The sequence below is a fragment of the Mesorhizobium sp. WSM4311 genome (assembly GCF_002295115.1).
Taxonomy (GTDB): domain Bacteria; phylum Pseudomonadota; class Alphaproteobacteria; order Rhizobiales; family Rhizobiaceae; genus Mesorhizobium.
This window is the reverse complement of record NZ_NSFV01000005.1, coordinates 357,528-376,142: the sequence shown is the minus strand read 5'-3', so window position 1 is coordinate 376,142 and position 18,615 is coordinate 357,528. Positions and strand designations below refer to the sequence as shown.

The window sequence follows — 18,615 nt, the reverse complement described above, 5'->3', positions numbered from 1 at the left end:
CCTTCAGATTGGCAAAATTGGCAGATTGGCCGCTTCAGCTCAGGCCGAGCACGTCCCGCATCGAATAGAGTCCTGGCTTCTTGCCACGGGCCCACAGCGCCGCCTTGACGGCGCCGCGCGCGAAGATGGCGCGGTCCTCGGCATGGTGGGACAGCGTGATGCGCTCGCCGGTGCCGGCGAGGATGACGCTGTGGTCGCCGACCACCGAGCCGCCGCGCAGCGTGGCGAAGCCGATGGACCCGGTTTTTCGCACGCCCGTATGGCCGTCGCGTGAACGCACGTCATTGCCGGCGAGCGCAATGCCGCGCCCGGCGGCGGCGCCCTCGCCGAGCAGCAATGCCGTGCCCGAAGGCGCGTCGACCTTGTGCTTGTGGTGCATTTCCAAAATCTCGATGTCGAAATCGTCGGCGTCGAGCGCGCGTGCCGCCTGTTCGACCAGCACCGCCAGGAGATTGACGCCGAGGCTCATATTGCCCGACTTGACGATCGTCGCGTGGCGCGCCGCGGCCGCGATCCTCGCATTGTCGTCGGCCGAACAGCCGGTGGTGCCGATGACGTGGACGATGCGCGCCTGCGCCGCGTAGCCGGCGAATTCGACCGATGAGCCCGGCGTGGTGAAGTCGAGCACGCCGTCGGCCTTGGCGAAAACCGGCAGCGGATCATCGCCGATCGGCACGTTGATGATGCCTATGCCTGCGAGCTCGCCGGCATCCTTGCCGAGATGGGGCGAATCCGCGCGCTCGACCGCGCCGATGACGCGGGCGCCCGGAATGGTGTGGATGGCGCGGATCAGCGTCTGGCCCATGCGGCCGGCTGCCCCCACCACCACAAGGCCCATATCGCCTTGATCGTTCATGTGCTCCTCACCGCCGTCTTTCTCGCACGCGTGGCCCGGACCGGAGTTTGGATCGGCTTGCTGTCATCGACAAGCCCCAGACCCTTCTTGCCCTGTACCCGATGGAACCGTGCATAGACACTATGCGGATCTGCCATCAGCGCGGCATGCGTGCCTTCCTCGACCACCCGGCCCTGTTCCATGACGACGATGTGGTCGGCATTGACCACCGTCGACAGGCGGTGGGCGATGACGATGGTGGTGCGTCCTTCCATGACATGGGTCAGCGCTTCCTGGACGCGGGCCTCCGCCTCGTTGTCGAGCGCCGAGGTCGCCTCGTCGAGCAGCAGGATGGGCGCCTGGCGCACGATGGCGCGGGCGATCGAGACGCGCTGGCGCTGGCCGCCGGACAGCGTCGCGCCATTCTCGCCGACCGGAGTGTCGTAGCCTTGCGGCTGCTGGCGGATGAACTCGTCGGCCGCTGCCTGGCTTGCCGCGCGCTCGATCTCGGCGTCGGTGGCCGACATGCGGCCATAGCGGATGTTGTCGCGGATCGTGCCTTCGAACAGATAGGGCGACTGCGAGACATAGGCGATCGAGCCGCGCAGCGACTGTTTGGTCACCTTGGAAATGTCCTGGCCATCGACCTCGATAGTGCCGGACTCGACGTCGTAGAAACGCTGCAGTAGCGCCACCAGCGTCGTCTTGCCGGCGCCCGAGGCGCCGACAATGGCGGTCATCTTGCCGGCGGCGGCGACGAAGCTCAGCTCCTGCAGCACCGGCGTCTCCTCGACATAGCGGAAGGACACGTTGTTGAAGCGCACTTCACCCGACGTGAAGTGTGCCTCGACGGCATCCGGCGCGTCGCCCTGTTGCGGCTCGAGGTCGAGCAGTTCGTAGATCATGCGGGCATTGACCAGCGCGCGCTCCATGCCGACCTGCATGCGCGCCAGGCGCCGTGCCGGATCGTAGGCCAGAATCAGCGCGGTGATGAAGGAAAACACCGCGCCCGGCGGCTGGCCGAGAACGAGTGCCCGGTAGCCGGAATAGGCGATGACGGAGGTGACGGCGAGGCCGGCCAGCATGTCGGAAATCGGCGCCAGCCGCTCCGAGACGCGGGCGATCTTGTTCGACCGCTGTTCGGCCGTGTCGGCCAAGGCGCCGATGCGGGCCGCCAGCTGTTCCTCCATGGTGAAGGCCTTGACGATGGCGATGCCTTGCGTGGCTTCCTGGACAGCGCCGATCAGCCGGGAATTGATCAGCACGGATTCCCGCGTGATACGCCGCACCCGACGCGTCAGGTGGACGACCGCCCAGATCAGCGGCGGTCCGATCAGCAGCGAACTCAGCGATAGAACCGGATCCTGGTAGATCATGATGCCGACAAGGCCGACCAGGGTCACCGCGTCGCGGGTGATGGATGTCAGCGTGATCGACAAGAGGTCACGGATGCCGCCGACATTCTCGTTGACCTGCGCCGCCAGCCGGCCGGAGCGCGTATCGTTGAAGAAGCCGACGCCGAGCTTCATCAGATGGTCGAAGATGCGTTTCTGGTAGCGCGCCACCAGATTGTTGCCGATCGTGGCCAGCGCCACCGCCTGGCCGTAGCCGGCGAAGCCGCGCACCAGGAAGGCCCCCATGATCCCGGCGCAAATCCACACGACCAGGTCGCCGCGCCGTTCGTAGAAGATCTGGTTGACGATTGGGCTCATGATCCAGGCCGTGAAGGCGGTCGTGCCCGACACCAGCAGCATGCAGGAGACGGCGACGACATAGGACCAGCGATGATCGCGGCCGTTTTCGGAGAGGATGCGGCGCAGCACGGCGTTGACTTCGCCAACGCTGGCTTTCTGCTTGTTTGGAGCTTGAAGTGTCAAATCGGGAGCTTCGTGGGTTTTTCGCCTGGGACCGGGCTGCAATTCGGCACTCCTCTTAGCGCCATGCGACCGGCTTGCCTATGCCCGCGGCTGATTAACTTCGTCGCGGGCGCCCCGACGATTCGCGCTGGGGGTTCAGGCCTGCCAGCGCCGGCCGGCCGTCTGGACGCCGAACAGCGACGGGTTCCTGGCATAGGCGGCAAGGCCGAGAAGGGCGGCCAGCGGATGGGTGATGACATAGACGGGCATGGTGCGCATCAGCGCGCTGTGCGGCGCCTTGTCCTCGAAGGCGGCGCGGAAATTGCCCTCCTTGAGCGCCGGCACGATCTTCTGCGCGATGCCGCCGGTCAAAAACACGCCGCCACGGCTCATGAACACCAGGGCAAGATCGCCGGCGGTGCGCCCAAGGCAGGTGACGAAGGTCTCCAGCGCTTCCTGCGCCACCGGATCGGTCTTGGCCAGCGCCGCGCCGGTGATCTCGGCCGGCGTGGTGAAAGGCGCCGGCTTGCCGTCCGCCTTGGCGACAGCCCGGTAGACGTTGACGAGGCCGCGCCCGCACAAGATCTGTTCGCCGGAAATGCGGCCCTCGAGCTTCTCTATATGCGGAAACACCTCGAAATCGCGCGGCGTGCGCGGGCCGATGTCCATATGGCCGCCCTCGCCGGGCACCGGGATCCAGTGGTGTAGCGCATAGACCAGCCCGGCGACCCCGAGACCGGTTCCAGGCCCGAGCACGACGCGGCCGGCATTGGGCTCAGGCGTGCTGCCGCCGATCTTTTCCATATGCTCTTCGCCGAGCGCCACGACGGCCAGCGCCTGCGCCTCGAAATCGTTGAGCACGACGATGTCGCTCAAGCCGACATTTGCGAACATCTGCCTCGGCTTGACGACCCACGGGCAATTGGTGAGCTCGATCTCGTCGCCGTCGACCGGACCGGCCACCGCCAGCACCGCCGAATTGGGGCGGACCGACGAGCGGTCGAGCACCGCCGCCTGGATTGCCTCATCGATCGTGTTGAAATTGGCGGTCTGGACGATCTGCGGCTCGGTCGGCTCGGAATTGTCGTCAAGCACGATCGAAAAGCGCGCATTGGTGCCGCCAATGTCGCCGATCAGGATCGGAAACCGCAACGACGTGTCGGTATCGCTTACGCTTGGCATGCTCTCGTCCGTCTCCGGCGCCCCCTGACGGCGTCTCGCCGTTCCTCCGTTGACTAGCGCATGGGTTTGAAAAGGGAAACGGTTTTCGAACCCGTCCGTGCGCAGAGAGGGGTTCTGCGGCCAAACGGCCACTATTTCCCGAAAACAGCTGGCTAAACCGATTGAGCCGGCCGGTGGCGCGGAGGCAATCAGTTCGCGGGCGGCCGTGGCCGTGGCACCGGCGCGCCCATCCTGGGGGTCGCGGCGAAAGCATTTGCCGCGCCTGGCAAATCGCCGCTGCCACTGGCCATGGCGGCAGGCGGCGATGGCACCTCCGGTTCGGGTGCGGCGACCGCGACCGGCACGGCGCCGCCATGATAGGTCGCCGCCTCGGCCGAATCCGGGCCCGGCGCGTCGAGCACGGCGCGGCATTCCTTGGGAAGGTTGGCCATCGTCATCACGTCACGGGCCTTCGGCGCGTCCGGCTTCTTGTTCGGCCGCCATGGTTCTTCGGTGAACCACCAGGCCAGCGGCTTGCCGCAGCCGTCATCATCCGGCGTCGCCTCCTGCGCCTTGCAGTCGGGCGAGCCCGGCTGGCAGCCGATGCGCATATGGAAATGATAGTCGTGGCCCCAGAACGGCCGGATCTTGCGCAGCCAGCCGCGGTCGCCCTTGACGGTGTCGCAGAGCTTTTTCTTGATCCCCGGATTGACCAGGATGCGTTCCACCTCGGTGTAGCTCGCCGCCCGCTTCAGAAGCGCGGTGTGCTGCGGCGTCCACAGCGCGTCCTTCACCAGATGTGTCTTCTCGTCGACCATCAAGGTGGCGCTCATCGATTCGCGCTGCGCCCTGGTCATGGCGCGGTCAGGCATCGGTGTCAGCCAGATGTCGGCATCGAGCCCGATCTGGTGCGAGGCATGGCCTGTCATCATCGGGCCGCCGCGCGGCTGCGAAATGTCTCCGATCAGAAGGCCCGGCCAGCCGTCGGCGGCGGCGTCGCGCGACAGTTTCTCGATCAGCGCGATCATTGCCGGGTGGCCCCAGCGGCGGTTGCGCGAGGGCCGCATGACCTGCCAGGTCGGGCCGTCCATGGGGATGGCGACACCACCGGCGAAGCAGCCCTTGGAGTAGAAGCCGAAGGATTGCGGGGTGGTCGCGGTCGGCAATTTTTCGGCGCCGAACAGGTCTTTTGCCCGTTCCTCGGCCGCCGCGGGCTGCGCGGCCAGAACGAACAGGCCAAGTGCTGCCGCCAGCAGTGATTTCTTGGCCACAACCGGCCGTGACGCTGTCTTCATGAAACCGGATCCCACCGCATCCCAAGGCCGAATCATAGCACGCAACGCAGCCTGCTTCGATCGCCCTAACCCTTGGCGCAATTCCTGAGGAAAAACCGTTTCACGCCTTTCCTGGAATTGCTTAGCCCTTCATCGGGCTGCGCGCTTCGCCGTCGCGCCAGTCGCCGCTTGCCCACATATGGTCGAAGGCGGCGCGGTAGTCGGGAAAGCGAAAGCGATAGCCCGTCGCCTTGATCGCCGCATTGGCGACACGCTTGTTCTCGCCATAGAAGGACCGCGCCATGGGCGAAAGTTGGGCGGTGTCGAAAGGAATTTCCGGCGGCGGCTCGACGCCCATCAGCGACGCGGCATAGGCAACGACATCCTGCGGCGGCGCCGGCTCATCATCGGTGACGTTGAAGATCCCGCCCTTGTTGTCCTCGATGAGTTGCCACAACGCCGCGGCAATATCGTCGCAATGGATGCGGTTGAACACCTGATCGGGCTTGACCAGCCGCCGCGCGGTGCCGTTTTCCAGATTGACCAGCGCATTGCGGCCAGGACCATAAATGCCGGACAGGCGCAGGATCGCCACCGGCTTGCCGATTTCCCCGCCGAGCTTCAGCCAAGCCTGCTCAGCCTCGACCCGCATGACGGAGCGTTTCGACACCGGCCGGCATGCGGCCGTTTCGTCGACCCAGGCGCCGCCATGGTCGCCATAGACGCCGACGGTCGAGAGATAGCCGATCCATTCGAGCGCCGGCATCCCCGCGATCGCCTCCCGGGCGGCATTCAAGACGGGGTCGCCGGCCTCTTCCGGGGCGACCGAAATCACCAGATGGGTTGTTTTTTGCAGCGCTTCGCCGATTTCGCCGGTCAACGCGCCATCGAACAGCAGCGGCGCGATGCCGGCCTGGCGCAGGGCCGCGAATTTTTCATTGGACCGCGTCGTGCCAAGGATCGCGGCGGCATCCCTGTTGGCGCGGGCAAAGGCCTTGCCGGAGTAACCGGCGCCGAAGATGAAGATCTGCTTTTCACTCATGCATGCGCCCCGTCTGGCCGCGCCAGGCGCCATTCCTCGCGCACCGCCGCATCGTTCTCGGTTTTCAGACCGGTCGCGGCCCGCTCGGCATATTCGGCGTCAGGCACCAGCCGCGCCAGCGCCCATATTGCCGCGCCCCGCACCAACGGCGAGGGATCGCTAAGCAGCGCGCGCACAGGGACTGCGAGCGCGGCATCGCCGGAATTGCCGGCGGCGATCAGCACGTTGCGGATGAAGCGGTCGCGGCCGATGCGCTTGATCGGCGAGCCGGAGAAGAAGGCGCGGAAGGCCGCGTCGTCCAGTTCGAGCAGGTCGGCGAGCGGCGGCTCGCGCAGATCGTTGCGCGCGGCGAGTTTTGCTTCCGACGCGGCGCGGGCGAACTTGTTCCACGGGCAGGCGGCCAGGCAATCGTCGCAGCCATAGATGCGGTTGCCGATCTTTTCGCGGAATTCGTGCGGGATCGGCCCCTTGTTCTCGATGGTGAGGTAGGAAATGCAGCGCCGCGCATCGAGCCGGTAGGGCGCCGGGAAAGCATCGGTCGGGCAGGCGTCGAGGCAGGCGCGGCAGGAGCCGCAATGGTCGATCTCGGGGCGGTCGGGGATCAATTCGGCCGTGGTGAAGATGGTGCCGAGGAACAGCCAGGAGCCGTGCTCGCGGCTGACCAGATTGGTGTGTTTTCCCTGCCAGCCGAGACCGGCGGCTTGCGCCAGTGGCTTTTCCATCACCGGCGCGGTGTCGACGAACACCTTAACGTCGCCGCCGGCGCGCGCGACGATCTTGCCGGCGATTTCCTTCAGCCGGCCTTTCATCACATCATGATAATCTCGGTTCTGCGCATAGACCGAGATTGCGCCCCGGTCATGCCTGGCCTGCAGCACACGCGGATCATGGTCCGGCCCATAGTTCATCGCCAGCACGACGATCGAGCGCACGTCAGGCCAAAGCGTGGAAGGTTCGCTGCGCCTTGCAATCGTCTCGGCGATCCAGTCCATCGAACCGTGAAAGCCGTCGGCAACGAATTCGGCCAGGCGGGCCGGAGCCAGCGGGATCGCGTCGGGGGTGGTGACGGCAATGGCATCGAAGCCGGCGCGCTGCGCCTCCGCGTCGATCAGCGCGCGCAGTTTTGCGGCGTCAGAAATCGAGGTCCGCATAGTGTGACACCGGCGACAGGCCGCGCACGCGGTCGGTCAAGAGCGGCCGGAAGGAGGGCCGCGACTTCACCCGCGTGTACCATTCGCGCGCCGCGGCATGTTCGCGCCAGTCGATCTCGCCGAGATAGTCGAGCACCGACAACGTCGCGGCGGCGGCGAGATCGGCATAGGTGACCCGGCCGCCGGCCAGCCAATGGCGGGTGCCGGCCAACCAGTTGGTGTATTTCATGTGCTGGCGGATGTTGGCGCGCGCCGCGCGGATCGCGCCCGAATCGGGCGAACCGCCACCGGCGGTTTCCGGCATGATCGGCTTCAGCACGCGTTCGCGCACCAGATGGCGGGTGACTTCGCTTTCGGCCTTGTTGAGGTACCAGTCGATCAGCCGGCGGATTTCGGCGCGCTGCATCGGGTCTTCGGCGAACAGCCGCTTGTCGCGCTTGAGCACACCGCGGGTCTCGTCGAGATATTCCGAGATGACCGTCGCGCCGACGATCGGCACGTCGCCTTCGGCGAGCAGGATCGGCAGCGTGCCGGCCGGGTTCAGCGCCAGAAACTCCTTGCGCCGCGTCCACGGCTTTTCCTCGATCAGCGCCAGCTCCTCGCCATACTCGCCGAAAGCAAGGCGGACGAAGCGGCAGGTGGCGAACATGGGATGATGGAAAAGCGTCAGCATGGTTCCGCGATGATAAAGCGCACTGGTGTGGTGGATTTGAAGTTCCTGCCCCCCTCAATGGCATCAGCGTTCAGGAACTTCAAATCCAAACCGCACTAGAACTTAAAGTCACAGTGTGGCTCAGAATCCGGAATTCGCGCATCGCGCTACTCCCAGGTGAGGCGAATTCCGGATTGCACACTGGCGAATCGCCGGGCGCACCGGTAAGTCTTGGCCGCCCGGTTAGCGGGCCGTCAGGGTGTTGCGACCTATAGGGGGACTTCAACGCCATGACAAGCAAGCCGTTCAGTTAGCCGTCGCGCAAAGCCGAGGTAGCCATGGAAAGCCAGACCATCGTCGAAGCCCTGCTGCTCGGCCTGCTGGAGGGCCTGACCGAGTTCATACCGGTGTCCTCGACCGGCCATATCCTGCTCGCCGGCCATTTCCTCGGCTTCAATTCAACCGGCAAGGCCTTCGAGATCCTGATCCAGCTCGGCGCCATCCTGGCGATCCTGAGCGTCTATTTCCGCCGCCTGTGGCAGATGCTGCTCGACCTGCCGCATGACCGGCTGACGCGGCATTTCGTCATCGGCATCCTGATCGCTTTCCTGCCGGCGGCGGTCATCGGCGCGCTGGCGCATGATTTCATCAAGACGGTGCTGTTCGAATCGCCAAGGCTCATCTGCATCATGCTGATCATCGGCGGCGTCGTGCTGCTGGCGGTGGACCGCATGAACCTGAAACCGGTCTATCGCGATGTGGAGCGCTTCCCGACCAGGCTTTACCTGCAGATCGGCCTGTTCCAGTGCCTGTCGCTGATCCCCGGCACGTCACGCTCGGGTTCGACCATCGTCGGCGCGCTGCTTCTGGGCGTCGACAAGCGGGCGGCGGCGGAATTTTCCTTCTTCCTGGCGATCCCGACCATGGTCGGCGCCTTCGCCTTCGACCTGTTCAAGAACCGCAACGTGCTGACCTCGGCCGACCTGCCGATCATCGCCATCGGTTTCGTCGCCGCCTTCGTCGCGGCGCTCATCGTGGTGCGCTTCCTGCTCGATTACGTCTCGCGCAACGGCTACGCGCTGTTCGGCTGGTGGCGGCTGGTGGTGGGTATCGTCGGGCTGGTCGCATTGCTGATCTGGGGGTGAGGAGTGGTCCGCGAAGCGGACGGAAAGCCAATTGCTTGGCGTTCCGAACGACGAACGCCCTGAGCCGGCGAAGGGCGAGCAACGCTTGAGACTCCTCGACTTCGTCATCCACGGGCGGAGCAAGGAGCGTAGCGACGCAGCGCAGACTCGAGGATCCATGCCGTGAGCCAGATCGAAGAGCGCTGCGGTCGAGAATAGCTATTGCCAGGCGGCTGTCTCCCGCGGGAATTCTTCCACATCCTGCACCGTAGAAGCGCTCAGAGGTCGCGGCATGGATCCTCGGGTCTCCGCGACGTCGCTTCGCTCCTGCTCCGTCCGTGGATGACGAAGGATGTTTTCGTCCCCTCTAATTCCGCCCATAAAACGCATTCTCGACATGCACCGGCCAGCGCCAGGGCAGCACGGCGACCATGTCGAAGCGCATCGACAACCTGCCGTAATCCGCCTGCCGCGAGAGCCAGATGTCGGCGGCGGCCTCGATGCGGCGCTCCGATTCGTGGCCGATCGCTTCCATGGCTTCCATCAGCGAACGCCGAGCCTTGACCTCGACGAACAGCACGAGATCGCCGCGCCGCGCGATCAGGTCGATCTCGCCGAAGCGGGTGCGATGGCGGCGCGCGAGGATGCGGTAGCCCTTCAGCATCAGCGCGGCAGCCGCCAGCCACTCGCCGCGATGGCCGCGCCGATAGGCTTTCCGGCGGTTGGCGCTCGGGCGCTCAGCCACCGTCGCCTTCTCCTGAGGTGTCCTTGAGTTCCAGCAGCCGCCGGTAAAGCGCCTGTTTCTGGCCGCCGGTCATCTTCGCGGCCTCCGCCGCCGCTTTGGAGGCCGGCATTTCGGCGGCGAGCGACAAAAGCAGGCGGTCAATGTCTTCGGGCTCGTCCGCCTTGGCCTCGGCGGGGCCGATGCAGACGACGATCTCGCCCTTCGGCGTGTCGGCGGCCGCATAGTGGTCGGCCAGCGCCCGCAGCGTGCCGGTGCGCATTTCCTCGAAGGTCTTGGTCAATTCGCGGCCGATTGCGGCTTTGCGCTCGCCGCCGAGCGCCTCGACCATGGCGCCGAGCGATTCGGCCAACCGGCGCGGCGATTCGAAGAAGATCAGCGTCGCCGGCACCGCCTTCAGTGCCTCCAGCCGCGTCAGCCGCTGCCCAGTCTTCACCGGCAAAAAGCCGGCGAACAGGAAAGCGTCGGACGGCAGGCCTGACGCGGTGAGCGCGGCCAGTGGCGCCGACGGACCGGGGATCGGCACGACGCGAATGCTTTGGTCGATTGCTTCGCCGACCAGCCGGTAGCCGGGATCGGAGACGAGCGGCGTGCCGGCATCGGAAATCAGCGCCACGCTCTGGCCGGCCTGAAGCGCCGCGATCAGCTTCGGCCCGGCCTCGCCGGCATTGTGCTCGTGATAGGCCGTGGTGCGGCGGCGGATGCCGTAGCGGTCGAGCAGCACGCGCGACACCCTGGTGTCCTCGCAGGCGACGATGTCGGCGGCGGCCAGCGTCTCCAGCGCGCGCAGCGTGATGTCGGCGAGATTGCCGATCGGCGTCGCCACCAGATAGAGCGCCGGCTCGAGCGGCCGGGTGGGAAATTCGGCCTGCCCGACCACATAGATGCGCTTGCCCGTCTCGTCGGTCACTGATGCCGTCTCCATTCAGCCCTGTTGGCCTGCCAAATCTTGTTTGGCATGGCTGGCGCAGGCTTGCAAAAGCTCACGCCGATGTAAGGTGATCGCCATGCCTTCGCCACAGTAGGGAACCAAACCGGCATTGGCAGATTTAGCCCCTGATTCCTAAAGGGAGGACAGGATGGACAGCCTGAAGATACAGGACGCTTTCGAGCCTTACTATGCCGGCCGCAAGCGCGTTGCCGCCGCCAGGGACAAGCGCCTGCCTGCCAAGACCGACACCAGCCTGACCGAGCGGGCGACAACCGCCCTGCCGACGAATGTCAGGCTTTCCGACAACCAACCAGACAGCACGACGGAGCACTGACCGGACGATGCCCAATCGCTTCGATATCTTCATCACCCGTCTTGAAACGAAAAGCGCCAGGGAAGGCGTGCCGCCACATCCGATGAACGACCAGCACAGCGTTCGCCGCGAAAAGGCCGACGCCAAACCGGCCCGCAACGGAGAGGCGCATGCCGAGAAGGATCGCGGCAAGCGCCGTTTCAAGCACGACGCCTGACAAGCGCGACTGGCCGAGACCGCTCTGCCTTCGTCTGGGTCACACCAGATAGCGGGAAACGCGCGCCTTCAGAAGGTCGATCAGCTCGATATCCATGAATTCATAACTATCCGGTATATCGAGGCAGATGACCCGGGCCTGCTTCAGGCTCGTCTTGAATTTCTTCTGCAGCTTGGTGCGGTGCACCTTTTCCATGACGAAGATGATGTCGGCCCAGGCGACCAACTCATGCGTCAGCGGCGTGTCGGCATCATGATTGGTGCCGGCCGACGCAACTTCGATATCCCGGCGCGTTGAAAACACCTGCTCGGCGGTCGGGCTGCGCAGGCGGTTCTGGCTGCAGACGAAGAGAACGTTTTTTTCACCGATTACTCATCCCAGATCTCACGCAGATTTTTGCTCATGGGGATGTACTGATCAAACGTCAGTCCATTCAAATCAAACTCTACAAAATTATCCTTGGCAATTCCTCGAAGCTTACTTCCGATATACGTTATGAAACTAAGGACAACGTTAAATTCGCTCAAGTGGGTCAATTTTAATTTGGATGTGACCTTCGTGTTTCTGATGAAGATCGCCTCAGCCTCAAAGAGATCGTCATGTTCCGGAGATCTCGATATCTCGGTTAATCCAAACTCGAACACATCGTCCGTGTTCAATGTCCGCAACGTCTCGTGGATCAGGAACTTCATGGCAGACCCATATTGGATGCGGCGCGACGCCTTCGGCTAAGCAAGCCGAACTTCTAGCATCCTTGATCGAGTGGATAAATCGTCCACCACAGTCCACCATTTGGCCTTAGCTATCGCGCCAGATCGGCCACCACTGCGTCGAGCACGATCATGCCGGCCGGCGTGGCGCGCAGGCGGGCGTTGCCGATCGGCGCCACCAGTCCCTCGCCCTGCAGCACCGACAGCCGCGCGCTCGACAGGCCGCGGCCGGAGAAGGCTTCGTAGCGCGAAAGGTCGATGCCTTCGGCCAGCCTCAGCCCCATCAGCAGGAATTCGTCGGCCTCTTCCGAACGTGTCAGGATCTCGCCGCCGGTGACGCCATGGCCCTTGGCCTCGACGAGGTTGGCCCAGGTCTCCGGCATCCGCTCGGCGATCGTCACCGTGCGTCGGCCGTTCTCGACGAAGCGGCCATGCGCGCCGGGGCCGACGCCGACATATTCGCCATAGCGCCAATATGTCAGATTGTGCCGGCTTTCCGCGCCCGGCCGGGCGTGGTTGGAAATCTCATAGGCCGGCAGGCCGTGCGCCGTGGTGATCTCCTGCGTCAAAGCATAGAGGTCGGCGGCGTGGTCATTGTCGGGAATGGCGAATTTCTTTGCCGCATGCAGGGCGTGGAAGGGCGTGCCTTCCTCGATGGTCAGCTGGTAGAGCGACAGATGGTCGGCGGCGTGGCCGATGGCCTGTTCGAGTTCGGCCGCCCAGGCTTCCGGCGTCTGGCCCGGCCGGGCGTAGATCAGGTCGAAGGACAGGCGCGGAAAGATTTCGCGCGCGAGCCCGATGGCGTGCAGCGCCTCGTCGACATTGTGCAGCCGGCCGAGGAAGCGCAAATCCTTGTCGTTCAGGGCCTGCACGCCGAGCGAGACGCGGTTGACGCCGGCCGCGCGATAGCCGCGAAAGCGTTCGGCCTCGACCGAGGACGGGTTGGCCTCCAGCGTCACTTCGATGCCGTCAGGCACCGTCCAGTTCTTCGCCACGGCGTCCAGAACCCTGGCCACCGTCTCCGGCTTCATCAGCGAGGGCGTGCCGCCGCCGAGGAAAATGCTGGTCACCTCGCGCGGCCCGGTCCGCTCACGCATCGTCGCCAGTTCCGCCTCAAAGGCGGCGGCAAAGCGCTCCTGGTCGACCGGCTGGTGGCGGACATGGCTGTTGAAGTCGCAATAGGGGCACTTGGCCGCGCAGAACGGCCAATGGATGTAGACGCCGAAGCCGGGGCTGCGGTCGAGCGGCATGATCATGCCAGGTCCGGTCATGCCGAGCCCAATCTAGGCAGATCCAACCGTGCTTGGGCGAATTTCTGGAAGGCGCGGGCGCGATGTGAGAGCGCCGTTGGCTGGCCGGGTTTCCAGCCGTGCTTTTCCTCAGCGCTCATCTCGCCAAACGTCTTGTCGAAGCCATTGGGCAAAAACACCGGGTCGTAACCGAAGCCGAGCTCGCCGCGCGGCGGCCAGACCAGCGTGCCTTCGGCCTCGCCGCGATAATATTCGGCCGCGCCGTCGGGAAAGGCCAGGCAAATGACGGCGACGAAGCGGCCCTTGCGCCGTTCGGCCGAGGCGGCGCCGACTTCCTGCAAAGCCACTTCGGTGCGCTGCATGGCCATGGCGAAGTCCCTGCTGCCGTCAGGGGTTTCGGCCCAGTTGGCGGTGTAGACGCCGGGCGCGCCGTCGAGGGCGTCGACGCAGAGGCCGGAATCGTCCGACAGCGCCGGCAGGCCGGTCGCCTTCGCCGCGGCCAGCGCCTTGATGTAGGCGTTTTCCTCGAAGGTCGTGCCGGTCTCGTCCGGTTCCGGCAGACCGTAGTCCTTGGCCGACTTCGCCTCGAAGCCGAAGGGCCCCATCAGGTCGGCGAATTCGCGCAGCTTGCCGGCATTGTGGCTGGCGACGACGATCTTCTTGCCATCAAGTGTATGCATCAAAGGCCCCAGATTCTCGGCTCGGCGAACTCGATCGAATTGCCCGAGGGGTCGCGTATATAGAGCGAACGGCCGCCTTGCGGCCATTCGAATTCGCTTTCGATGGCGATCTTCTTCGCCTCGAGATGCGCTTTCCAAGCCACGATTTCATCCGCGCTGGCGGCAAAGCAGAGATGACCTTCGCCGACCGCGCCGTGCGGCGGCACCGGCAGCCGGGCATCCGGCGCCGGCGGGATCTTGGTTGCCTCGGCGTTGAAGATGAGCAGCACGCCCGGCCCGCAGCGAAAGAAAAGATGCCTGCCGTCGACCTTGCCGAGGAACGTGAGGCCGAGGATGTCGGTGTAGAAATGCTCGGCCGCGTTGAGATCAGTCACATAGAGCGCTGATTCCAAAATTGCATTGGGTGTCACGAGGCACCCCCCTCTGCCCTACCGGGCATCTCCCCCTCAAGGGGGGAGATCAGCAGCCTCAATCTCGCCGCCCATCTTGCAACGCCGGAAATTGGCGAAGGCCGAGATGACATCCGATCTCCCCCCTTGAGGGGGAGATGGCCGGCAGGCCAGAGGGGGGTGCCTGGGCTCGGCATCTAAAACCTACGCCACCGCCATTTGCTGCAAACTCACCAGCCGCGAAATGCCTTTCTTGGCCAGGCCCATCAACTCGGCGAACTGGTCTTCCGAGAAAGGCTCGCCCTCGGCCGTGCCCTGGATCTCGACGATGCCGCCCTTGCCGGTCATGACGAAATTGGCGTCGGTGCCGGCCGCGGAATCCTCGAGATAATCGAGGTCGATGACCGGCTGGCCGTCATGGATGCCGCAGGAAATCGCCGCGACATGGTCCTTCAGCACCTTCGAAACACTGGCCATCTGCCGGGCTTCCATCCAGCGCAGGCAGTCGTACAGCGCCACCCAGCCGCCGGTGATCGAGGCGGTGCGAGTGCCGCCATCGGCCTGGATGACGTCGCAATCGACGGTGATCTGCTGCTCGCCCAGCGCCTGCAAATCAACCACGGCGCGCAGCGAGCGGCCGATCAGGCGCTGGATTTCCAGCGTGCGGCCGCCCTGCTTGCCTGCGGAGGCCTCGCGGCGCATGCGCTCGCCGGTCGAACGCGGCAGCATGCCATATTCGGCCGTCACCCAGCCCTTGCCGGAATTGCGCATCCAGCCCGGCACCTTCTCCTCGAGGCTCGCCGTGCACAGGACATGGGTGTCGCCGAACTTCACCAGGCACGAACCTTCGGCGTGCTTGGAGACGCCGCGCTCGAAGGAGATGGCGCGCATTTCGTCGAATTGGCGTTTGGAGGGGCGCATTCAGGCTTCTTTCCCAGTCATTTTTCGGAATCGTGGCCGGCTTTTAGCCGCATGGGGGGCAGCGCGCAAAGGAAAACGGACCGGGCGATCCGATACAGAGACCGGTTGCGCCCACCGTGCCGAAGTCTATATCCTGAGGACGGAGGTTTTTGGCCGAATGACCAAGGCAATCGATCCGGGTTCGCAGCCGCTCGCACTTCAATCACTCGACATGCGCTCTCGTGACATCTTCCGGCGCATCGTCGATTCCTATCTCAGGGATGGCGAGCCCGTGGGCTCGCGCAGCCTGTCGCGCATCCTGCCGTCCTCGCTGTCGCCGGCCACCATCCGCAATGTGATGAGCGACCTCGAGCATCTCGGCCTGATCTACGCGCCGCACATTTCGGCCGGACGGCTGCCGACGCAGGCCGGCCTGCGCTTCTTCGTCGATGCCTTCATGGAACTTGGCGACCTCTCCGACGAGGAGCGCCGCACCATCGAGGCGCAGGTGCGGGCCTCAGGCTCTGGCGCGACGCTGGAGCACATGCTGACCGAGGCCAGCCAGATGCTGTCGGGCATGTCGCGCGGCGCCGGCCTGGTGCTGGCCGCCAAGAACGAGGTGGCGCTGAAGCATATCGAATTCATCCAGCTCGAGCCGACCAAGGCACTCGCCGTGCTGGTGTCGCAAAATGGCGACGTCGAGAACCGCGTCGTCGAGCTGCCGGCGGGCATCACCGTCTCGCAGTTGCACGAGGCTTCGAATTTCCTCAACGCCCATATTCGCGGCCGTACGCTGGCGGAGGCGCGCACCGAAATCGCCCGCATCAAGGAAGAGACGAGAGCGGCCCTCGACACGCTGTCGCAGGACCTCGTCGAGAAAGGCCTGGCGGTGTGGGCGGGCGCCGAAAGCGGCCTGCCGGCACGGCTTATCGTGCGTGGCCGCGCCAACCTGCTCGAAAACGTCACCGCCCAGGCCGACATCGAGCTGCTGCGGCATCTGTTCGAGGACATGGAAACGCAGGACGGGCTGATCCAGCTGCTCGACCTCGCCGAGCAGGGATCGGGCGTGCGCATCTTCATCGGGTCGGAAAACAAGCTGTTTTCGCTGTCGGGCTCGTCGCTGGTTGTCGCGCCCTATCGCGACAAGGACGCCCGCGTCGTCGGCGCGCTCGGGGTCATCGGCCCGACCCGGCTGAACTACGCCCGCATCGTGCCGATGGTCGATTATACGGCGCAGTTGATATCGCGCATGTTGCGCTAAGGTGTGGATATTCGGGTGATGCCGGCCTGCGAATGGCTGATACCTGCGCTTCCGGTACTCGCGTACGACCAGTACGCTCCGGTTCTCGGTATCGACCATTTTCGGCTCGGCCTGACCTGAAGCTCTGCACCTTAGTGCCAAGATCGAAACGGGCAGCAAGGAGAAAAAGAATGGCGCTCGAAGAACTCAAGGCCCGGATCAGCCTGCTGCTGGAGGAGATGGTCAACCAGCCGGAAGACCAGCACGAAATCCAGGAACAATTGCGCGAGAAATTGCGGGAAATGCGCGCCATGGGCCTGCCGCTGCCGGCCGATCTCGTCGCGCTGGAAAAACGCCTCGACGACGATTTTTACGCGGCCGGGACATAAAGCCGGACTTTCGCTTCCTCATCAGGTCGAGTGAGGCGGAACCCGGAGACAAGCCGGCCGTTGGTTTCCTTCGCGACCAGATGGAGGACAAGATGATCCGATTGGCCGGACTGGTGATCCCCGCCCTCTTTCTCACAGGCGCGGCATTCGCCCAGCAGGCGGACCAGCCGGTGCTGAAGGGCGCGGCCGCCTTCGGCGACTGGCGTGCCGACAGACCGGGCGTGCGCCGCCTGATCAAGCCGGAAGACCTGCCGAAGCCTTACGTCACCAAGTCGGTGTCGAACAGCGCCGGCCTTGCCGACATGCCGACGGGCGCGAAGCCGCAATTGCCGCCGGGTTTTTCGGCCGAACTGATCGCCTCCGGCATCGACAATCCGCGCGCCGTGCGCGTCGCACCCAATGGCGACCTGTTCGTCGCCGACAGCGAAGCCAACCAGATCCGCGTCTATCGCCTGGCCAAGGACAGCGCCAAGCCCGCCGAGGACCGCATTTTCGCCGGCAATCTCAACCAGCCCTATGGCATTGCCTTCTACCCGCCGGGCGATGATCCGCAATGGGTCTATGTCGCCAACAGCGACAGCATCGTGCGCTTTGCCTACCGCAGTGGCGACCTGAAGGCATCCGGCGAACCGGAAATCATCGTCGCCAACATTCCCTCGAACCATCACTGGACCCGCGACATCGTCTTTTCGCCGGATGGCAAGACGCTCTATCTGTCGGTCGGCTCCGGTTCGAACGTCGCCGAGGACATGGGCAAGGCGCCGGATGGCGGCCTCGACGCGTGGGTGACATCGCAGCCGCTCGGCGCAAGCTGGGGCTCCGAAGAGGGGCGCGCCGACGTGCAAGCCTTCGATCCGGACGGCAAGAACGGCCGCATCGTCGCCACCGGCCTGCGCAACTGCTCGGGCATGACCATCCAGCCGGCGACCGGGGCGCTGTGGTGCGTCGTCAACGAGCGCGACGCGCTGGGCGACAATGTGCCGTTCGAATACGCCACCTCGGTCAAGGACGGCGCGTATTATGGCTGGCCCTGGTACTATATCGGCAACCACGAGGACCCGCGTCACAAGGGCGCGCGGCCCCACCTCGCCGGCAAGGCAACCATTCCCGATGTGCTGATGCAGGCGCATTCGGCGCCGCTCAACATCACCTTTTACGACCGCAAGGACCTGCCCGCCGACAGCGGTTTTCCCAGGGAATACCGGGGGGATGCCTTCGTCGCCCTGCACGGTTCGTGGAATCGCGGCAACAGGACCGGCTACAAGGTCGTCCGCCTGCTGTTCAGGGACGGCAGGCCGACCGGGGAATATGAGGATTTCATGACCGGCTTCGTCGTTTCCAACGGCGAGGTCTGGGGCCGGCCGGTCGGCGTGGCGGTGGCCCATGACGGGGCGCTGATCATGACCGAGGACGGCAACGGTACGATCTGGCGTGTGACCTATGACGGCGGCCGTTCCTGATCCTGCTGGACAATGCAGACCCCCTCACCCGGGATTGCCAATCGAATTGCGAAGGGCAATTCGGGGCAATCCGACCTCTCCCCCTCGGGGACAGGAGCTTGTTGGCGCCGGCGCCTTTCTCTTCTCCCCACGGGGGTCCGAAGGACGGGCGAGGCCCGTGACTCGCCCCGGCAAAGGTGGCCGCGAAGCGGCCGGATGAGGGGGGCCTTATAGGGCGAAGACCGCGCTGTCTGGTGCAATCAAATCCAATCCTCAGGAAATTCAATTCCATTCGGATGTATGCAATATGGCCCTTCAAT

20 protein-coding genes are annotated in these 18,615 nt (G+C 64.8%); 6 read left to right on the top strand and 14 right to left on the bottom strand.

Annotated elements, in window-relative coordinates; all coding sequences use genetic code 11:
• Nucleotides 1-34: 34 nt before the first annotated feature.
• The 7 genes from dapB to CK226_RS15985 form a co-directional block, all read right to left on the bottom strand.
• Nucleotides 35-856 carry a 4-hydroxy-tetrahydrodipicolinate reductase gene (gene dapB / locus CK226_RS16015; protein WP_095792398.1) on the bottom strand — a complete coding sequence of 274 codons (822 nt, stop codon included), beginning with the start codon at nt 854-856 and terminating at the stop codon, nt 35-37.
• The gene (locus CK226_RS16010; RefSeq protein WP_095773390.1) at nt 853-2,712 is read right to left on the bottom strand and encodes an ABC transporter ATP-binding protein; all 1,860 of its coding nucleotides are present in this window, start codon (nt 2,710-2,712) and stop codon (nt 853-855) included. The genes dapB and CK226_RS16010 overlap by 4 nt, the downstream gene beginning before the upstream one ends.
• A gap of 135 nt (nt 2,713-2,847) precedes the next feature.
• Complete coding sequence (locus CK226_RS16005; RefSeq protein ID WP_095792397.1) at nt 2,848-3,873, bottom strand: glucokinase; 1,026 nt, start codon at nt 3,871-3,873, stop codon at nt 2,848-2,850.
• 188 nt (nt 3,874-4,061) lie between these two features.
• Nucleotides 4,062-5,147, bottom strand: coding sequence for a penicillin-insensitive murein endopeptidase (gene mepA, locus CK226_RS16000; protein ID WP_095792396.1), 1,086 nt, complete (start codon nt 5,145-5,147; stop codon nt 4,062-4,064).
• Between the two features lie 121 nt (nt 5,148-5,268).
• Nucleotides 5,269-6,168, bottom strand: a complete 900-nt coding sequence (locus tag CK226_RS15995) for an SDR family oxidoreductase (RefSeq protein ID WP_095792395.1) — start codon at nt 6,166-6,168, stop codon at nt 5,269-5,271.
• Nucleotides 6,165-7,319, bottom strand: coding sequence for a tRNA epoxyqueuosine(34) reductase QueG (gene queG / locus CK226_RS15990; protein WP_095792394.1), 1,155 nt, complete (start codon nt 7,317-7,319; stop codon nt 6,165-6,167). The genes CK226_RS15995 and queG overlap by 4 nt, the downstream gene beginning before the upstream one ends.
• A complete protein-coding gene (locus tag CK226_RS15985) occupies nt 7,300-7,992 on the bottom strand; it encodes a glutathione S-transferase family protein (protein ID WP_010912586.1) in 693 nt (230 codons plus the stop codon). Before CK226_RS15985 ends, queG begins: the two co-directional genes overlap by 20 nt.
• Before the next feature lie 317 nt (nt 7,993-8,309).
• On the opposite strand from CK226_RS15985, the gene CK226_RS15980 reads away from it, so the two are divergent.
• Nucleotides 8,310-9,116 carry an undecaprenyl-diphosphate phosphatase gene (locus tag CK226_RS15980; RefSeq protein WP_095773395.1) on the top strand — a complete coding sequence of 269 codons (807 nt, stop codon included), beginning with the start codon at nt 8,310-8,312 and terminating at the stop codon, nt 9,114-9,116.
• Between the two features lie 346 nt (nt 9,117-9,462).
• Here the strand turns inward: CK226_RS15980 and CK226_RS15975 are convergent, their stop codons facing one another.
• Both CK226_RS15975 and rsmI read right to left on the bottom strand, forming a co-directional pair.
• The gene (locus tag CK226_RS15975) at nt 9,463-9,840 is read right to left on the bottom strand and encodes a YraN family protein (RefSeq protein ID WP_095773396.1); all 378 of its coding nucleotides are present in this window, start codon (nt 9,838-9,840) and stop codon (nt 9,463-9,465) included.
• On the bottom strand, nt 9,833-10,762 hold the full coding sequence (gene rsmI, locus CK226_RS15970) for a 16S rRNA (cytidine(1402)-2'-O)-methyltransferase (RefSeq protein ID WP_095792393.1): 930 nt from the start codon (nt 10,760-10,762) through the stop codon (nt 9,833-9,835). Before rsmI ends, CK226_RS15975 begins: the two co-directional genes overlap by 8 nt.
• 154 nt (nt 10,763-10,916) lie before the next feature.
• Between rsmI and CK226_RS15965 the strand changes: the two genes are divergently transcribed.
• Together CK226_RS15965 and CK226_RS15960 are read left to right on the top strand one after the other, a co-directional pair.
• The gene (locus CK226_RS15965; protein ID WP_095773398.1) at nt 10,917-11,102 is read left to right on the top strand and encodes a hypothetical protein; all 186 of its coding nucleotides are present in this window, start codon (nt 10,917-10,919) and stop codon (nt 11,100-11,102) included.
• A 7-nt stretch (nt 11,103-11,109) separates the two neighbouring features.
• Nucleotides 11,110-11,298, top strand: coding sequence for a hypothetical protein (locus tag CK226_RS15960; protein ID WP_038650961.1), 189 nt, complete (start codon nt 11,110-11,112; stop codon nt 11,296-11,298).
• Nucleotides 11,299-11,337: 39 nt separating this feature from the next.
• Here the strand turns inward: CK226_RS15960 and CK226_RS15955 are convergent, their stop codons facing one another.
• The 5 genes from CK226_RS15955 to rph form a co-directional block, all read right to left on the bottom strand.
• Complete coding sequence (locus CK226_RS15955; protein ID WP_095792392.1) at nt 11,338-11,667, bottom strand: low molecular weight protein tyrosine phosphatase family protein; 330 nt, start codon at nt 11,665-11,667, stop codon at nt 11,338-11,340.
• Nucleotides 11,668-12,100: 433 nt separating this feature from the next.
• Nucleotides 12,101-13,279, bottom strand: coding sequence for a radical SAM family heme chaperone HemW (hemW, locus tag CK226_RS15945; RefSeq protein WP_179295949.1), 1,179 nt, complete (start codon nt 13,277-13,279; stop codon nt 12,101-12,103).
• The gene (gene rdgB, locus CK226_RS15940; protein ID WP_095788617.1) at nt 13,276-13,938 is read right to left on the bottom strand and encodes an RdgB/HAM1 family non-canonical purine NTP pyrophosphatase; all 663 of its coding nucleotides are present in this window, start codon (nt 13,936-13,938) and stop codon (nt 13,276-13,278) included. Before rdgB ends, hemW begins: the two co-directional genes overlap by 4 nt.
• Complete coding sequence (locus tag CK226_RS15935; protein ID WP_095788618.1) at nt 13,938-14,348, bottom strand: VOC family protein; 411 nt, start codon at nt 14,346-14,348, stop codon at nt 13,938-13,940. The genes rdgB and CK226_RS15935 overlap by 1 nt, the downstream gene beginning before the upstream one ends.
• Nucleotides 14,349-14,531: 183 nt before the next feature.
• Nucleotides 14,532-15,248 (bottom strand): ribonuclease PH, encoded by a 717-nt coding sequence (gene rph, locus CK226_RS15925; protein WP_095773405.1) that lies wholly within the window; start codon nt 15,246-15,248, stop codon nt 14,532-14,534.
• Nucleotides 15,249-15,405: 157 nt separating this feature from the next.
• Here rph and hrcA point away from each other — a divergent pair, with 157 nt between their 5' ends.
• From hrcA to CK226_RS15910, 3 genes are all read left to right on the top strand, one after another.
• Nucleotides 15,406-16,488: a heat-inducible transcriptional repressor HrcA gene (gene hrcA / locus CK226_RS15920; RefSeq protein WP_010912575.1), complete on the top strand. Its 1,083-nt coding sequence runs from the start codon at nt 15,406-15,408 to the stop codon at nt 16,486-16,488.
• Nucleotides 16,489-16,658: 170 nt separating this feature from the next.
• Entirely contained in the window at nt 16,659-16,856 is a 198-nt protein-coding gene (locus CK226_RS15915) for a hypothetical protein (RefSeq protein WP_010912574.1), read from the top strand.
• Nucleotides 16,857-16,948: 92 nt separating this feature from the next.
• Nucleotides 16,949-18,316, top strand: coding sequence for a sorbosone dehydrogenase family protein (locus CK226_RS15910; protein WP_095792530.1), 1,368 nt, complete (start codon nt 16,949-16,951; stop codon nt 18,314-18,316).
• The last annotated feature ends 299 nt before the right edge of the window (nt 18,317-18,615 follow it).

What these genes read in the sequence shown, in the direction of transcription:
- dapB (WP_095792398.1), bottom strand. Translation starts at nt 856, where the DNA reads ATGAACGATCAAGGCGATATGGGCCTTGTGGTGGTGGGGGCAGCCGGC.
- hrcA (WP_010912575.1), top strand. Translation starts at nt 15,406, where the DNA reads ATGACCAAGGCAATCGATCCGGGTTCGCAGCCGCTCGCACTTCAATCA.
- rph (WP_095773405.1), bottom strand. Translation starts at nt 15,248, where the DNA reads ATGCGCCCCTCCAAACGCCAATTCGACGAAATGCGCGCCATCTCCTTC.
- rsmI (WP_095792393.1), bottom strand. Translation starts at nt 10,762, where the DNA reads ATGGAGACGGCATCAGTGACCGACGAGACGGGCAAGCGCATCTATGTG.
- queG (WP_095792394.1), bottom strand. Translation starts at nt 7,319, where the DNA reads ATGCGGACCTCGATTTCTGACGCCGCAAAACTGCGCGCGCTGATCGAC.
- CK226_RS15910 (WP_095792530.1), top strand. Translation starts at nt 16,949, where the DNA reads ATGATCCGATTGGCCGGACTGGTGATCCCCGCCCTCTTTCTCACAGGC.
- CK226_RS15960 (WP_038650961.1), top strand. Translation starts at nt 11,110, where the DNA reads ATGCCCAATCGCTTCGATATCTTCATCACCCGTCTTGAAACGAAAAGC.
- CK226_RS15965 (WP_095773398.1), top strand. Translation starts at nt 10,917, where the DNA reads ATGGACAGCCTGAAGATACAGGACGCTTTCGAGCCTTACTATGCCGGC.
- rdgB (WP_095788617.1), bottom strand. Translation starts at nt 13,938, where the DNA reads ATGCATACACTTGATGGCAAGAAGATCGTCGTCGCCAGCCACAATGCC.
- hemW (WP_179295949.1), bottom strand. Translation starts at nt 13,279, where the DNA reads ATGACCGGACCTGGCATGATCATGCCGCTCGACCGCAGCCCCGGCTTC.
- CK226_RS16005 (WP_095792397.1), bottom strand. Translation starts at nt 3,873, where the DNA reads ATGCCAAGCGTAAGCGATACCGACACGTCGTTGCGGTTTCCGATCCTG.
- CK226_RS15915 (WP_010912574.1), top strand. Translation starts at nt 16,659, where the DNA reads ATGGCGCTCGAAGAACTCAAGGCCCGGATCAGCCTGCTGCTGGAGGAG.
- mepA (WP_095792396.1), bottom strand. Translation starts at nt 5,147, where the DNA reads ATGAAGACAGCGTCACGGCCGGTTGTGGCCAAGAAATCACTGCTGGCG.
- CK226_RS15980 (WP_095773395.1), top strand. Translation starts at nt 8,310, where the DNA reads ATGGAAAGCCAGACCATCGTCGAAGCCCTGCTGCTCGGCCTGCTGGAG.
- CK226_RS15995 (WP_095792395.1), bottom strand. Translation starts at nt 6,168, where the DNA reads ATGAGTGAAAAGCAGATCTTCATCTTCGGCGCCGGTTACTCCGGCAAG.
- CK226_RS15985 (WP_010912586.1), bottom strand. Translation starts at nt 7,992, where the DNA reads ATGCTGACGCTTTTCCATCATCCCATGTTCGCCACCTGCCGCTTCGTC.